We start from the raw sequence: 15,560 nt of genomic DNA, 5'->3' as shown, positions 1-15,560 counted from the left end.
GCCGAGTACTGGAACCCATTCTAATGAGCAAGTCTGATTCTCAACCGTTGGAAGAGATTACCCAGCTGCGGGCCGCCCTGGATGAGGCAAACTACCGCTATTACGTGCTGGATGATCCCACCCTTACCGATGCCGACTACGACCGTCAGCTGCAACGTTTACAGCAATTGGAAGCCAGCCATCCAGAACTGATCACCAGCGATTCACCCACCCAGCGCGTAGGCGCCGCCCCAGCCGATGGCTTTCCATCAGTGGCGCACGCAATCCCTATGCTGTCGTTGGATAATGCCTTTAGCCGCGAGGATATCCATGCCTTTGCCGAGCGAGTGGCGGAACGCTTGGAGTGCAGTGCAGACGAGGTTGAGTTTACCTGCGAGCCTAAGCTGGATGGCGCGGCGGTGTCGCTGGTTTTTGAGCAGGGCGTGCTGGTGAGCGGCGCCACCCGGGGAGATGGGCGTACCGGTGAAGGCATCACCTCTAACCTGCGCACTTTGCGTTCGGTGCCGTTAAAGCTGATGGGCAAAAACGTACCCGAGCTGCTAGAAGTGCGTGGTGAAGTGATTATGCGCCATGCAGGGTTTGAGGCGTTGAACGAGCGCGCTCGGGAAGAGGGCAACAAGGTATTTGCCAATCCGCGCAATGCGGCGGCAGGCAGCCTGCGTCAGCTCGACCCGCGTATTACCGCGAAACGTCCACTTGAATTTCACGCCTATCAGGCCGCCCGCTTGGAACCTGATTTAGGCGATACCACCCACAGCGAACTAATGGCACGGTTATCCACGTTAGGATTTCGCGCCAGTGCAGAGCTAAAAGTTGTCAAAGGCCCACAAGCTGTCGCCGACTACTGCGAGCAGTTGGGCGAAAAACGCGATGCGCTTGGCTTTGATATCGACGGCGTGGTGATCAAGGTGAATGACCTGCGCTACCAGCGTGAGCTGGGCTTTGTCGCCCGCGCGCCACGTTGGGCGGTGGCGTTTAAGTATCCTGCTCAGGAAGAGGTCACCACGCTTAACGATGTCGAGTTCCAGGTTGGCCGTACCGGGGCAATCACGCCGGTGGCGCGGCTTGAACCGGTCACCGTGGCAGGCGTGACGGTCTCCAATGCCACGCTGCATAACGCCGATGAAATCACCCGCCTGGACGTGATGATTGGTGATACAGTCTCCATCCGCCGAGCTGGCGACGTTATCCCTCAGGTAGTTAGAGTGCATGTTGAACAGCGGCCTGCGGATGCCAGGGCCATTGTTTTTCCTGAACACTGCCCGGTATGTGGGTCGGATATTGAGCGCGTTGATGGCGAAGCGGTGGCGCGCTGTTCCGGCGGCCTCTACTGCGCCGCCCAGCGCAAAGAGGCGTTGAAGCACTTCGCCAGCCGCAAGGCGCTGGATATCGACGGCCTGGGCGAGAAACTGATTGTGCAACTGGTCGACTTGGATTGGGTCAAAACCCCGGCGGACCTGTTTCATTTGAGTGTTGAGCAGCTAAAAAGCCTGCCGCGGATGGGAGAGAAGTCAGCCAATAATTTGGTCAACTCGCTTGAAAAAGCCAAATCGACCACCCTGGCGCGGTTTATTTACGCGCTGGGGATCCGTGAAGTAGGCGAAGCCACAGCGGCCAACCTTGCTAATCACTTTGGCACGCTTGAAACCGTCCAAACGGCGGAACTGGCAGCGCTGGAAGCAGTCAACGATGTCGGCCCGATTGTCGCCGCCCACGTGCATACTTTTTTCCGCCAGCCACACAACCAGGAAACCATTGCCGCGCTGATTGATGCCGGAGTTACCTGGCAGGAAGCCGTCGTTACCCAAGGCCCAACGCCGCTGGAAGGACAGACCTGGGTATTGACGGGCTCGCTTGAAAGTATGACCCGCGATGAGGGCAAGGCACGCTTGCAGGCATTAGGGGCGAAGGTAGCGGGCAGCGTGTCGAAGAAGACTACCTGTCTCGTCGCTGGCGAAGCCGCAGGCAGTAAGCTAACCAAAGCCGAGCAGATGGGTGTAGAAGTGATCGATGAAGCGACCTTTATGGAACGTTTGGCAGAGTGGGAGCAGAGTTAATGAGCCGTTTTATTGAAGTACCCGCAAGAATGCTGCCACCGGAAACCCTCGATGCCCTGCTTGAGGCGTTTGTGACCCGCCAGGGTTACGACACGACCGATACCACGGGCGAGGGCATGCATGGCTGGGTAGCCGAGCTCAAAAAGCAGCTTGAGCGTAACGAACTGATCATCGCCCATGACCTTGAGCTGGAGATGACCGAAGTCATGACCCTAGCACGGTGGCGCTCGTTTGGCCGAGATATCGCCGATGACGAGGAAGAGGGTGATTTTTAGACGCATCTTGCGAAAAGCCTCCCGGTATGTCGTTGCGAGGAGCGTAGCGACGCGGCGAACTTTGCTGGCAGTGGCAGGCAAATCCGAGATCGCCGCGCTTCGCTCGCGATGACATTTAGCTGAAGCATCGAGTCCTGTCGTTGCGAGGAGCGTAGCGACGCGGCGAACTTTGCTGGCAGTGGCAGGCAAATCCGAGATCGCCGCGCTTCGCTCGCGATGACATTTAGCTGAAGCATCGAGTCCTGTCATTGTGAGGAGCGTAGCGACGCGGCAATCTCAAGCTTGCCTATTGAGCGTTCTCGCTCCGAATAATTGCGCTGATAATGCGTCGCCCTGGGTGCAGGTGATCGACCAGGGGCGCTTCCAGCGGCATCGGTTCATCGCACATTCTTGAAGCAATCACCTCGGCGCATAGCGGCGCGCTGGCTAGCCCGCGTGAGCCATGAGCCGTCGATATCCACAGGCCTGGGTAGTGCTCGCCTGGCGTCTCTGGCACCCGAGTAGCATCTTTAGCTAGCCGCGCATAGTCGGCCTGCCACGCCTCTGCTAACGGCACAGGCCCTGCATAAGGGGTTTTGTCAGGGCTGGCCGCACGCACCGCCGCGCGACCTTGAAGGTGTTCAGGCGTTAATTCACTACCGGCTTTTTCCAGCTCGGCGACTAAGTTGGGCAATGTCTGACGCAGCTCATCAATATTGCGTTGATGATCGTCGGCGGTTACATCGGTGGTTGCGTTATTGGGTACAAAGCTGGCGCCAAACGTCAGCACGCCATCCAGAGCAGGCGCTACATAGCCTCCGGCGCATACCACACGGGTTGGGCCTGCTACCCCATCGGGTAGTTTTAGCTCGCTAATCTGGCCGCGGACCGACTGCAGCGGCAGTTCGCTGGTTTGCGCAAAGCGGTCAGCCAAATGCGCACTGGCAATCACCACCTGATCGACATTAAGCGTGCTGGCATCATCTAGATTGAGCTGCCACCCGGCGGCTGTGCGGGTAAGGGAGCTAACGTCACCCTGCTGGAAAGTCACTCCTGGCTGACTAAGTAAGTGCTCACATAGTGCCTTGGGCTGAACCCATCCCGCCTGTGGGTAAAACAGCCCATGGGGTGCGTCAATGGGCATGGCCGTTGCTTCGCTTAGCGCCGGGTTGTTTAGCGCAGTGACAACGTCGCTGGGCAGCGGGTGTTGTTCAATAAAACGCTGCTGGCGGCGCGCTTCTTTATCACTACTCGCCAACTGCACCACGCCGCAGGGCTGCCATAAAGGGGATGTGGACAACGACTGTGTGGATAGCTGTTGGGTAAGCCAGCGCTGGCTGTACAGCAGCCCGGCAAGGTAAACACGGCTCTGGTGATTAGTCTCGGCAGCCAGCTTTACATACAGCGCGCCCTGGCGATTGCCTGAGCCGCCCGCGCCGGGGGCTTCGCGCTCAACAACCGTTACCTGAATACCGCGCCGCGCTAACGCTGCCGCCATCGTGCTGCCCGCCAGCCCAGCACCGACTATCGCAACGTGCTTTACGGCTGCCACGGGCGGTGGGGTAAACCAGGGCGTTGCCTGGCGGCGCTGCTCCTCAGGCGGCGTTTCGATACTGCCCGCGAGCATTTCCCGCTTGCGACCATAGCCTGGCACTTTCTTCCAGCTAAAGCCTGCGGCTTTTAATCCCCGTTTAACGATACCTGCGCAGGTAAAGGTGGCGAATGTCGCGCCGGGGCGTGAACGGGCGGCCATGGCGTTAAATAGCGCTGGCTGCCACATATCGGGGTTTTTAGAAGGCGCAAAACCGTCTAAAAACCAGGCGTCGACTTGGCCATCTAGCTGCTCCAGGCGCTCTGTGGTATCGCCGAAATGCAGGTCAAGCGTGACGCGCTCGGTTAAGTGCAGGCGGTGAATGCCGCTCACGGCAGCGGGCCACTGGGCGCATAGCACCTGTGCATAAGCCGCTAGCGAAGGCCAAGCACTAAGCGCCTGTTCCAGCGCCTCATGCTCAAGAGGAAACTTCTCTGTGGATAACAGGTGCAGCCGCGCATTGGGCGCTGCATGCTGCTCAAAACAAGCCCAAGCGCAGAGTATGTTCAGCCCGGTACCAAAGCCGGTTTCACCAATGACGAACGGCCTTGCTGCTTTCCACTCAGCAAAGCGCTGGGGAAGATGGTTGGCACCCAGAAAAACATGTTCGGTTTCAGCGCGCCCATCGCCACGGGTGAAATAGATGTCATCAAATGCGGTTGCGTGGGGTGCTCCCTCGTTCCAGGTAAGTAGAGGCGTGGTTAACGCCGCGAGGGCAGGCAAAGCATTGGAACGTTGGGTCACGCAGATATCCGTTTAATGAAGAAGTGGTTAAAAAATGATCAATTTGTCGCCGTCGGCGCTGGCTCTGGCTTAGCGCAAAGCGTCCGCCGGGTTTGCACAGAGTTTTCCACAGGCTCTGTGAAAAAGCGGGCGGACCCTCCACACTCGACTATTGGGGTCAAGGCAAAACTTTCTTGAACGGCTTAACAATTACCTTGGCATAGACCCCCGCAATCATGTATGGGTCGGCATCCGCCCATGCATTAGCCTCTTCCAGGCTCTCAAACTCCGCCACGACCAAGCTGCCGGAAAAGCCAGCATCGCCGGGATTTTCAGCGTCGATGGCAGGGTGAGGGCCAGCTAAAACTATCCGGCCTTCGTCACGCAGCGCTTCCAAGCGGGCGAGGTGATCAGGGCGAGCCGCTAAACGACGCTCTAAGCTATTGGGCACGTCTTCACTCATAATGGCGTACAGCATGTGGATATAACTCCTTGAAAAGAAGGGGATGAAAAGTGAGCGTTCATTGACCGCGCAGACAGATGCGCGCACCATATCTTACCCATTGCGAACGATTTATTCACAGCTGAAAAGCGCATTCTGACAAACTGCTCACACGGCGTCATGCTTATGTCTCGACTTCCTTATACCTTTGATGCCGATCAGCGTTACCCGGTTGATTTGCACATGCACTCCACCGCTTCTGATGGCGCGCTATCGCCCACTGAGCTGGTAACACTGTGCGCCGAGCGCGGGCTGACGCATATGTCGCTTACCGATCACGATACCATGGACGGCATTGAAGAAGCGGGCCGCGCCGCCGAGCAAGCAGGGCTATGTCTTATCCCTGGCTGTGAGTTATCCACACGCTGGCAAGGAGTCAATATTCATGTCGTGGCGCTGATGCCCGGCGGCTTGCAGGGGCCGATGGTGGAAGGCTTGATTCAGCAGCGTGAGGCGCGTATCCAGCGTGCGGAAGTCATTGCCGAACGACTGGAAAAAGTAGGTTTACCCGACGCCCTAGAAAAAGCGCGCCTTCACGCAGGCAGCGACCGCCCCCTAGGCCGCCCGGATTTTGCCCGTGCCTTGGTAGCTGAAGGAGTGGTGCCCGACTGGGCAAGTGCCTTTAAGCGCTACCTAGGCAGCGGCAAGAAGGGCGATGTCAAAGCCCACTGGCCAGAAATCAGCGAAGCCGTGAGCTGGATTGTGGAATCAGGCGGCGTTGCCGTGATCGCCCATCCATTGCGCCATGGCCTCACTCGACGCAAGCGTGGGCTGTTGATGGATACCTTCCAGGCGGCGGGCGGCCAAGCGGTTGAGCTGGTTAGCGGCCAGCAGAACCCGGATAGCACCCGTGACTTGGCGCGCCAGCTGGTCGAGCGTGAGTTATACGCTTCCTTGGGCAGCGACTTTCACTTTCCCGGCAGCCATGCAGCACCCGGCAGTATGAGCTTGGTACCGCGCACGGCAGCGCCCCCGATATGGCAGCATCCGCGCTTGGTGCATCTACGCGATGCCGCCCCCGGTCTGTTAGCGAATGGCTAAGTTTTCGTTAGCTTAAGTTCTCGTCAGCTTAAGTTATCACCAGCTAAGGTCAGCTATGCTGTAGGAACCGCTAAGACAGTGAGCTATGAAAGGAGTAGTTTTATGAGCCAATATTTCCAGATTCACCCGGAAAACCCGCAAAAGCGGCTGATTGATCAGGCGATTGCAATCATTCGTAAAGGCGGCGTAGTGGCTTACCCCACCGATTCAGGCTATGCCTTGGGCTGCCACCTGGGTGAGAAGAAAGCCATTGAGAAGATTAAATGGCTGCGTTCACTGGACGATAAACACAACTTCACTTTGGTGTGCTCCGATTTATCAGAGATCGGCACCTACGCTAAGGTGGATAACGACGTTTTCCGGTTGTTGAAAGCGCATACGCCGGGGCCGTACACCTATATCTTGGATGCTACTTCAGAAGTGCCGCGGCTATTGTTGCACCCCAAACGCCGCTCCATTGGTGTACGCGTGCCGGATCACCGCATTACGCATGCGTTGCTGGCAGCCTTGGGGGAGCCGTTGATGAGCGTGACGCTCATTCCGGTGGGCGATGATTTTCCCATGAACGACCCGGAGGAGATCCGCGAGCGTTTTGGCGCGCATCTGGATGCCATTATCGATGGCGGCGCTTGCCATCTAGACCCCACCAGCGTTATCGACCTGCGCGAGCTGCCGCCTAAAATCATTCGCGAAGGACGCGGTGATATCACGCCCTTCCAGGCTTAGCGTTAGGCGCAAGCTAGTCAGAAGCGGACTCATCTTTATCGTCTTTTTTACGCGGGTCTTCGCTGTCTTCGTCTAGCCAAGTGCCGCAGCGCAGGCAGTAACGGGCCCGCTTCTCATGGCGGTCGTAACCGCAGCCGGGGCAGGCTTCCTCCGAGTAACGATCCTCGCGTATTGAGCGGATCACCTGAGCGGAGAATACCCCGGTGGGCACAGCAATAATCGAGTAGCCCAGCAGCATCAGGATCATGGTAATCGCTTTACCCAACGCAGTGGCGGGGACGATGTCGCCGTAGCCCACGGTGGTCATGCTAACGATCGCCCAGTACATCGACATAGGAATACTGGTGAAGCCCGCTTCCGGTGATTCAATGGTGTACATCAACGCCGCGAACAGCGTGACCACCATGAAAATGGCAGAGAAAAACAGCAGTATTTGACGCAGGCTGCGTTTTAACGCGTCGAGTAGCAGGCTGGCTTCGCCAACAAATTCCATGAGTCGCAAAATACGGAAAATACGCAGCACTCGCAGCAAGCGAACAATCACCAGGCCATGAGCGCCAGGGACCAGTAGCACTAGCCAAGTGGGTAAAATAGCGATTAAGTCGACGATTCCATAAAAGCTTTTTAGATAGAGCAAGGGGCGCTCAAGGCAGTAAATGCGAACTAACAACTCTAAGCTGAACAGTATCGTTAATGCCCACTCGATGTAGAAGAAAATGGGCCCGTAGCGTTCGGCGTAAATCTCGATACTACCCAACAGGATGACCGCGACACTCAACAAAATAGCCCCGATCAAGGCAATATCAAAGGCTTTAGCGCCCGGTGTGTCGGATTCGAAAATAATATGAAACAGTTGAGCGCGTAGGCCTTCCGCACCGGGGGTTAAGTTTAAATTCATCGCATCATCCTGAAGTGGGCCTCAATTCGGTCCTTAAAAACAGTCCTGAAATGGCATTAAGCCGTTAGCGTAGCTCGGTTTGGTACGCCAAGCGATGGGCCAGTGCCAACGCAGCGTTACCGTAAGCCGTGCTGGGCTGTCCATGGGCATCTAAGCCGCCGGGTAACGCCTGAGCGTACACGCGGGCATCGGCATCCAGCGCTGGGTGGTCAGCGAGAGTGGCTAACGCCTGTTGGGCATCGCTTAGAAAGCTTGCCTGCTGGCTGTCGTGGTAGGCATCCAGCGCCAGCGTTGCGCGGTGTAGCCACTCAGCCGGGGAGTGCGCTTCGGGAAGTGGCCAGTGCTGGTTGCTAAGTGCATTGCCACGAGATGCTTTGCTGCTATCTGAAGGGCGCAGCGGCACCTGTTCTGAAAGTGTCAGTGCCAATGCCCACAGCGCTTCCGGGTCGCCGTCCTTTAATTCCAGTTCTGCCTCGCGGATGGGCGTGCGGTAGCCACCGCTGATAATTTCGCCCTCATCCAGCACCAGCTCGATATGACTGCGCTGGCCTATTGCGCCTGGGTTTACTAAGCCATCGGTTAGCTGCCAGCTGCGCCGCGTAAAATCGGTGCTGAGTTGGGGGGCGAGGGCATGTAGCACGCTGCTAAGCTGGCCCTGAAAGGGGAGCAGGTCGGCAAGAGCTACCAGATCCAGTTCGTGGTCAGGAACTTGCCACTCCCACTCCTGTCGTTGAGATAATCCGCCGCCGCCCTGGCCTGCGGTTTTCACCGTTTGTAGCACTTGGCCGTCTACCTGACGCAAGCGCAGCGCAATACGTGCTTTGGCCAGGTCGCCCTGGGGGGTATCAAAGTAGGTGTTAGTCAGCGACTGTTTACGCGCAGGGTATGAGGCGAGATGCGGGTGTTGCGTAAGCGCCGCAGGCCCTGCAGGGGCAAGGGCCAGTTTAAGTTCCACTTCCATGGGGTTTAGGTTTTTCATGACGCTCGCCACCTCGTTATCGTGACATTTAAATGAATATTTGATTACATTTATGAACTTTTCATGACGGCGGCGGGCGCACTCTTTATACTGGCGCCGCCATTTCCAGGCTTCCCGAAAACAGGCTAAAAGGCATTATGGTTACCTCCAATCCTTTTTCTTCGATGTTTGGCCGCTCGCCATTCCAGCCGTTATTGGCCCATATCGTCAAGGCCAATGAATGTGCCGATCAGCTGTTGCCGTTTTTTGAAGCAACGCTGGCTGATGACTGGGACAAAGCGGCTGAACTGCGCGAAAACGTCACCCGCTTAGAGCATGACGCCGATACGCTGAAAACAGAGCTGCGGTTGAACCTGCCTAACACCATGTTTCTTCCGGTGTCGCGCTCCGATCTGCTTGATTTGATCAGCGTGCAGGACAAGATCGCCAACAAGGTGCGTGACATTACCGGCATTATGTTAGGGCGTAAAATGCGCGTGCCGGATGAACTGGCCGATGCAATGCGCGATTACATCCGTACCAGTGTTGCTTGTGTTGCCCAAGCCCGCCAGGCACTGGAAGAACTCAAGGATCTGCTTGAGTCCGGCTTTGGAAAAAACGTCTCCGACGTCATGCAGAACATGATCCGTGAACTGCACACCCTTGAGCACCAAGCCGACGATCAACAAGTGACGATCCGTCGCCAACTGTTCTCGCTTGAGAGCCAGTTACCGCCTGTGGACGTGATCTTCCTCTACAAAATCATTGAATGGGTTGGCGAACTATCCGATCGCGCTGAGCGTGTGGGTAGCCGTCTGCAGATACTGACCGCCCGCTAAGGGGATCTTCATGCTGATTATTGCCCAGTACGGTGAAATCTTCATTATCCTGGCCTGTTTGTTTGGCTTCTTTATGGCCTGGGGCGTTGGTGCGAATGATGTCGCCAATGCGATGGGAACCTCGGTGGGGTCGAAAGCGATCACCATCAAACAAGCGATCTTGATCGCTGTTGTTTTTGAATTTCTCGGCGCCTGGTTAGCCGGTGGCGAGGTTACCAATACGATTCGTAAAGGTATTATCGACCCCGAACTACTGCAAGATGATCCGCAGCTGTTGGTATACGGCATGCTGGCGGCACTGCTGGCGGCGGGAACATGGCTGCTTGCCGCGTCTATGAAAGGTTGGCCGGTTTCCACGACGCACTCGATTGTCGGCGCGATTGTGGGCTTTGCGGTAGCAGGTCTAGGCCCAGCCACTGTGGATTGGGGCGCCGTGGGCACGATTGCGGCTAGCTGGGTGGTCTCCCCCTTGTTGGCAGGCACCATTGGTTTCGTCCTGTTCAAATCGGTACACCACCTGATCTTCGAGGATGCCAACCCGTTCACGGCCGCCAAACGCTACGTGCCCGGCTATGTATTTCTGGTCGGTTTCATCGTTGCGATGGTCACGCTGACCAAAGGGTTATCCCATGTGGGGCTGGATCTAACCTTCAACCAGAGCCTGCTATTGTCGATACTGCTGGGCCTGGTGATTATGGGCATCGGCTTGATTTTGCAACGGCGTATCAAGTTCGAACACAACACCAATGATCATTTTGGCTATGCCAACGTTGAGCGTGTGTTCGGCGTGCTGATGATCTTCACCGCCTGTGCCATGGCCTTTGCCCACGGCTCAAACGACGTAGCGAATGCGGTTGGCCCGCTGGCTGCTGTCATCAGCGTGGTGCAAACCGGCGGTGAAATTGGTGGCTCTGCCCTGGTGCCTTGGTGGGTGCTGGTACTTGGCGGCAGCGGCATCGTGGTGGGTTTGGTCACCTACGGTCATAAGGTCATCGCGACCGTGGGCACTGGGATTACGGAGCTGACTCCCAGCCGTGGCTTTGCCGCTACCCTGGCAGCCGCTACTACGGTGGTGCTGGCCTCGGGCACTGGCCTACCTATTTCCACCACCCACACGCTGGTGGGTGCGATTTTAGGTGTTGGTCTTGCCCGTGGCATGGCAGCCCTCAACCTGCGTGTTATCGGTACAATTGCAGCGTCGTGGCTGATTACACTGCCCGCAGGGGCAGGTCTCGCGATTCTGTTCTTCTTTATGTTCAAAGGCATGTTCGGCTAATAAATAGCTAGCAACCAAGCAGTACGCCAACGCTCGAACGCATTAAGAACCACCCAAGCAATAAAATAACAGCGGCATCTTCATGTTTATCTGCATTAGATTGAGCAGATTTGCATTAGAAGGTGCCGCTGTTTTTGGTGCTCTGGTAAAGTAACCCGACTAGATATGTTAAACGTCGGATTTTTCTTTCACCTGCTGCCGGAGAGCGGCCCTTGGATACGCGCTTCCCCTTTGTTGATTGGTTTCGTAATGCCTCCCCCTACATTAATGCTCACCGGGGGCGAACCTTTGTCATCTTAATTGAAGGCGAAGCGATGGCATCTGGCCGCGGGGAGCAGCTGATTCAAGACTTGGCGCTGCTACATACCCTAGGTGTACGCTTAGTCGTGGTGTTTGGTATTCGCCCCCAGGTGAATGACTCGCTAACCGCTGCGGGCGTCGAGCCCACGCGAATCGACGGTCGCTGGGTAGCGGATCGCGCCGTGATGGCCCACGTAGAGCAGGTCGCCGCCCATCAGCGGCTATGGCTGGAAGCGCGGCTTTCATTAGGCCTACCCAGCACGCCGCTACACGGTGTAGAGCTGAGCGTCATCTCTGGCAACCTGGTCACCGCCAAGCCGCTTGGCGTGCGTGAAGGCATCGACTTCGACCACAGCGGTGAAGTACGCCGGGTGCGCGCCAGCGCGATTCAAGGCCTGCTGGAAAAAGGCTCGCTGGTGCTGCTGCCGCCGCTGGGCTTCTCCAGTACCGGCGAAGTGTTCGATCTGGACGCCTCTGAAGTCGCCCAGCACGCCGCCGTGGCGCTGAAAGCCGACAAGCTGATTCTGCTCGGTGAGTCGGAAGGGTTAGAAGATGAGCACGGCGCACTGCTGCGCCAACTCTCGCCAGCAGAAGCCGAGCCGCGTTTAACCAATGCCGTTCCTGGCAGTGAGTTAGCCCGCCATTTACAGGCCGCCTGCACCGCCGCACGGGAAGGCGTGGCGCGCACGCACCTGCTCTCCTGGCACAACCATGACGCCTTACTGGGTGAGCTGTTCACCCGTGATGGCGTGGGTACCATGATTACCCAGCACCGCTACGAACAGCTGCGTCCGGCGACGCTCAACGATGTGGCCGGCCTGCTGGAACTGCTGGAGCCGCTAGAGCGGCGGGGCATGCTGGTTGCCCGCTCCCGGGAGCGCCTGGAGCACGAAATCGATGATTACATGGTGATCGAGCGCGACGGCATGGTAATCGGCTGCGCCGCGCTGCATGTCTTCCCCGATACCAGTATTGCCGAACTCGCCTGCGTAGCCGTGCACGACAGCTACCGTGGCGGCGAGCGCGGCGAGCGCTTGGTGGAAGCCATGGAGCGCCGTGCCCGCCAGCGCGGCTTAAACGAAATGTTCGTGCTGACCACCCACACCGCCCACTGGTTTGTAGAGCGCGGCTTCCGAGCGGCCAGCCTGGAAGACCTGCCCCCGCTGAAACGCGAAACCTATAACCACGCCCGTAAATCGAAGGTATTGGTGAAAACGTTGACGGGGTAGGACGCGGTGAATAGTAAGTAGTAGAAGATGAGTAGTAGATAATGAGTGGTTGGAGTGCCCGAGTGCTTAAGTCATCCAGCGTTTGGTCATTTTTTGGCAGTTTTGCTTAATGCGCTGAGACAGGCGCTCCAACAAAACATGCTCAGTCCCTGGCATCGCGACCTCCTGCAGTGCTCTTACGACAGAAGGCAAAACGCTGATCATTTCATCGGCGATACGCGCTCCTATACGCATGAAGTAAGCAGGTTTAAATCCCAACGTCTGGGCGAGAGACGCCAGATGCTGGCGTTCAATGCTACCCGGCTTATCAATGCCTGCCACCTGAAATGCAAAGCGATTTGAGAGACCGCTATAGAGCGTTGTGCACATTAAGTCATAAAAAGGCGCTAATTGAATGCCCTGTGGCGTCTGTAGTATAGAAAGATTTTTAGCATGACTATCGTTATTGCCAATAAACAAATTGAAAAAAAACCACTGAACGAAAAGCAGTAAATCCTTTGCTGGGACGCCCGCCTCCTGAAGTAACTGTCGGCACTCTATGAGGTTGGGTCCACCGTCGCTTTCGTACTTAAGGGTGGAAGGCGTACCTGCTAACTGGCAAACGTCTAACTGGTGATAACGCTGTAAGTTGCCATGGCTATCGTAAAAACGGTCATAGCGCTTGACCAAACAAGCGCGTGTTTCAGGTTGGAAAGTGGCTTCGGCCACCCCGAGCTCTAGCGTGGACGCTAACTGCATGCAGAACGTTTCATTAAGTGCCGAGCACCAAACCCCTTTCAAACCACGAATATCAGGTTTCAAAATATGACTTGAAGGAGCGGCTCCTTCAGGAAGCGCCGGGCTGCCATCGGCGAGTATCATTAACAGCAATTTACTTTGGGCGCCCGCTAATGAAATTCGCGCTTGAGGTGCAAGCTGTCCCGTTAATTCCCCCTGGCTTTCGTTATGCAGAAAGTCGTTGATCGCTTCCCAGTGGGTCTCGCGATAGCTAGCGGGTTGGGGTATTTCACCTTGCGGGAGCAGGGTGTAGCCACTTGCTGTATCGCCCCCAATCGACCTTAAAAGACCAAAAATAGTGGTGGTGTGATGGCGTAGCTCAATATAGCGGCGTAGCTCACCCTCAGGCAGTAAATTCTCGAAGTACGCCAACACACTATCACCGCTATGTTGCTGTTGAGTCAGCGGTAATTGGGGGGAGAGGCTATTCGCTTGGCTATTAGTTAGCCACTCATGGGTATATTCAAACCGCAGCGGCCGGGTATTATGCAAACGCCCTATATGCAGCTTCCCCCAGAACAGGTCGAGCGCTTCGCTATGGTCAGTCATGGTGACTACCCTTACGACGTATAACTACCTCCAACCCCATTAGATCTAGCACATCGAGCACTTTTTGCAGTTGTAATGTGGGTTTTCCGCGCTCAAGATCGACAATAAAGCGGTTGCCGGTACCCGCAAGCCCGGCGATATCACTTTGCAGCAATGACTGCTCGCGCCGAGCTTGTTGAACCAGCTTGCCTAACTCTTCACTGCTGCGTATACGTTTAGCATTTTCTACAGGCGCGGTCATAGCAATAGTCCAATAAATTACCGTACGGTAATCATAGACCATGCCTGGGGACAAAACCCAGTAATTATTCCCGTCCGGTAATTTTTAGCCTTGGGAGTAGTGCTGAAGAAGAAAATATTCCCGAACGGGAAGTTAGAGGGGCTAAGATACGTCTGTAAGGGCGACGAAGCCGCCCTTGGTAGATTGGCTCTGAGGTAAGCACTTACGTGTTAAGAATCACGCCACCATTCAAGTGCATGGTCTGGCCGCTCATGTAGGACGACTCCTCGCTTGCCAGATAAACATAAGCAGGCCCCATTTCACTGGGCTGCCCGGCGCGTTTCATCGGCACTTGGCCGCCAAAGGACGCTACCTTCTCCTCGTCAAAGCTTGCCGGAATCAGCGGTGTCCAAACCGGCCCCGGTGCCACGGTATTAACACGAATGCCGCGATCCATTAGCGACATCGCCAGCGAGCGCACCAACCCCTGAATAGCGCCTTTGGTAGCGGTGTAATCAATCAGCGTATCGTTGCCCTTAAAGGCATTGATAGAGGACGTGCAGATGATCGTATCGCCCTTGTCGAGATGCGGCAGGGCAGATTTAGTGAGATAGAAATGGCTGAAAATGTTGGTCTGAAACGTACGCAGCAGCTGATCATCGGGGATCTCGGTAATATCCCCCCAATCGTACTGCTCCGCGGCATTATTGATCACAATATTAATCTTGCCGAAGTGATCGAGCGTGCGCTTAACAATATCGCGGCAAAATTCTGGTTCAGCGACATCGCCTTTTAATACCAAGCAGCGGCGGCCTTCCGCTTCGACTAACCGTTTGGTCTCTTCGGCATCTTTATCTTCGTCTAAATAGGCAATCGTACAGTCCGCGCCCTCGCGGGCATAGTGAACGGCCACGGCACGACCAATGCCGCTGTCGCCGCCGGTAATAATCGCGACTTTGTCTAACAGCTTGTCAGTGCCGCGGTAGCTTTCGCGAATGTACTCAGGCTCCGGGTGCATCGCGTACTCATCGCCCGGCTGCTTATCTTGATGCTGGGGAGGTTGCTTATGATCACTCATGTGCGGTCACTCCATTGTTAGCACGGATGTGTGTCGTTCAAACGGATGGTTACTACTTATGACTGATGGTTAACATTGATGGTTAACACCTAAGGCAAACAGCGAATATTCACTCCTCGAATACTCACCAATATTTAACGTAGACCAAAGGCGTAGAAACAAGCAAGCCACGCTAATGAATGGTCTTTTATTGATTTCAGGGATTTAGCTGAGTTTCGATAAAAAGCGTTAAGGTAATAAGCCAATTCTGATAAATAAATAACCTATGTTAAGTAAATGGTTGGGTTTTTAAATGGCGGCGCGCATAAATTGACAATAATAGAAAGAGCGCTATGTTTTAAAGGTGCTCGGTTTTAGAGGTGCTCGATTTTAAAAGAGCTAGGCTTTAAAAGCACTAACTTTTATAAGCGCTATATCAAGCACCTGAATCCGTGAAGCCGGCGCCGACACTTTCCCTATCACCGCCAGCGAGCACTTTTTGATCATTCGCCCCGTGCAAGTTGGCTTTCGCAAGCCCGTTATTGCCAAAACCCACCGTGCTG

Annotated in this window: 14 protein-coding genes; 7 read left to right on the top strand and 7 right to left on the bottom strand. The window is 55.7% G+C overall.

The window, feature by feature from the left end:
- Positions 1 to 23 precede the first annotated feature (23 nt).
- On the top strand, positions 24 to 2,057 hold the full coding sequence (gene ligA / locus HZS80_RS14350; RefSeq protein ID WP_179916477.1) for an NAD-dependent DNA ligase LigA: 2,034 nt from the start codon (positions 24 to 26) through the stop codon (positions 2,055 to 2,057).
- Positions 2,057 to 2,332 carry a YheU family protein gene (locus tag HZS80_RS14345; protein WP_035564400.1) on the top strand — a complete coding sequence of 92 codons (276 nt, stop codon included), beginning with the start codon at positions 2,057 to 2,059 and terminating at the stop codon, positions 2,330 to 2,332. The genes ligA and HZS80_RS14345 overlap by 1 nt, the downstream gene beginning before the upstream one ends.
- A gap of 286 nt (positions 2,333 to 2,618) precedes the next feature.
- Here HZS80_RS14345 and mnmC read toward each other — a convergent pair whose 3' ends face one another.
- Positions 2,619 to 4,646 (bottom strand): bifunctional tRNA (5-methylaminomethyl-2-thiouridine)(34)-methyltransferase MnmC2/FAD-dependent 5-carboxymethylaminomethyl-2-thiouridine(34) oxidoreductase MnmC1, encoded by a 2,028-nt coding sequence (mnmC, locus tag HZS80_RS14340; protein WP_179916476.1) that lies wholly within the window; start codon positions 4,644 to 4,646, stop codon positions 2,619 to 2,621.
- A gap of 157 nt (positions 4,647 to 4,803) precedes the next feature.
- Positions 4,804 to 5,103 (bottom strand): YciI family protein, encoded by a 300-nt coding sequence (locus tag HZS80_RS14335; protein WP_035564396.1) that lies wholly within the window; start codon positions 5,101 to 5,103, stop codon positions 4,804 to 4,806.
- A gap of 150 nt (positions 5,104 to 5,253) precedes the next feature.
- On the opposite strand from HZS80_RS14335, the gene HZS80_RS14330 reads away from it, so the two are divergent.
- Together HZS80_RS14330 and HZS80_RS14325 are read left to right on the top strand one after the other, a co-directional pair.
- On the top strand, positions 5,254 to 6,168 hold the full coding sequence (locus HZS80_RS14330) for a PHP domain-containing protein (RefSeq protein WP_179916475.1): 915 nt from the start codon (positions 5,254 to 5,256) through the stop codon (positions 6,166 to 6,168).
- Positions 6,169 to 6,270: 102 nt separating this feature from the next.
- Positions 6,271 to 6,894, top strand: coding sequence for an L-threonylcarbamoyladenylate synthase (locus HZS80_RS14325; protein WP_035564393.1), 624 nt, complete (start codon positions 6,271 to 6,273; stop codon positions 6,892 to 6,894).
- 13 nt (positions 6,895 to 6,907) lie between these two features.
- Here HZS80_RS14325 and HZS80_RS14320 read toward each other — a convergent pair whose 3' ends face one another.
- On the bottom strand, positions 6,908 to 7,792 hold the full coding sequence (locus HZS80_RS14320; protein ID WP_035564391.1) for an ion transporter: 885 nt from the start codon (positions 7,790 to 7,792) through the stop codon (positions 6,908 to 6,910).
- 64 nt (positions 7,793 to 7,856) lie between these two features.
- Positions 7,857 to 8,771, bottom strand: a complete 915-nt coding sequence (locus tag HZS80_RS14315) for a CYTH domain-containing protein (RefSeq protein ID WP_179916474.1) — start codon at positions 8,769 to 8,771, stop codon at positions 7,857 to 7,859.
- Between the two features lie 137 nt (positions 8,772 to 8,908).
- On the opposite strand from HZS80_RS14315, the gene HZS80_RS14310 reads away from it, so the two are divergent.
- The 3 genes from HZS80_RS14310 (at position 8,909) to argA (ending at position 12,394) form a co-directional block, all read left to right on the top strand.
- A complete protein-coding gene (locus tag HZS80_RS14310) occupies positions 8,909 to 9,589 on the top strand; it encodes a TIGR00153 family protein (protein WP_035564387.1) in 681 nt (226 codons plus the stop codon).
- Between the two features lie 10 nt (positions 9,590 to 9,599).
- A complete protein-coding gene (locus tag HZS80_RS14305) occupies positions 9,600 to 10,865 on the top strand; it encodes an inorganic phosphate transporter (protein ID WP_179916473.1) in 1,266 nt (421 codons plus the stop codon).
- 212 nt (positions 10,866 to 11,077) lie between these two features.
- Positions 11,078 to 12,394, top strand: coding sequence for an amino-acid N-acetyltransferase (argA, locus tag HZS80_RS14300; protein WP_179916472.1), 1,317 nt, complete (start codon positions 11,078 to 11,080; stop codon positions 12,392 to 12,394).
- A gap of 66 nt (positions 12,395 to 12,460) precedes the next feature.
- Here argA and HZS80_RS14295 read toward each other — a convergent pair whose 3' ends face one another.
- From HZS80_RS14295 to HZS80_RS14285, 3 genes are all read right to left on the bottom strand, one after another.
- Positions 12,461 to 13,720: a type II toxin-antitoxin system HipA family toxin gene (locus HZS80_RS14295; RefSeq protein WP_179916471.1), complete on the bottom strand. Its 1,260-nt coding sequence runs from the start codon at positions 13,718 to 13,720 to the stop codon at positions 12,461 to 12,463.
- Positions 13,713 to 13,961: a helix-turn-helix domain-containing protein gene (locus HZS80_RS14290; protein WP_035564802.1), complete on the bottom strand. Its 249-nt coding sequence runs from the start codon at positions 13,959 to 13,961 to the stop codon at positions 13,713 to 13,715. The genes HZS80_RS14295 and HZS80_RS14290 overlap by 8 nt, the downstream gene beginning before the upstream one ends.
- 202 nt (positions 13,962 to 14,163) lie before the next feature.
- On the bottom strand, positions 14,164 to 15,018 hold the full coding sequence (locus HZS80_RS14285; protein WP_035564383.1) for an SDR family oxidoreductase: 855 nt from the start codon (positions 15,016 to 15,018) through the stop codon (positions 14,164 to 14,166).
- Between the last annotated feature and the right edge of the window lie 542 nt (positions 15,019 to 15,560).

The organism is Vreelandella glaciei (assembly GCF_013415125.1).
Classification (GTDB): domain Bacteria; phylum Pseudomonadota; class Gammaproteobacteria; order Pseudomonadales; family Halomonadaceae; genus Vreelandella; species Vreelandella glaciei.
The sequence above is the reverse complement of the archived record's forward strand: the minus strand, read 5'-3'. Positions and strand labels throughout refer to the sequence as shown.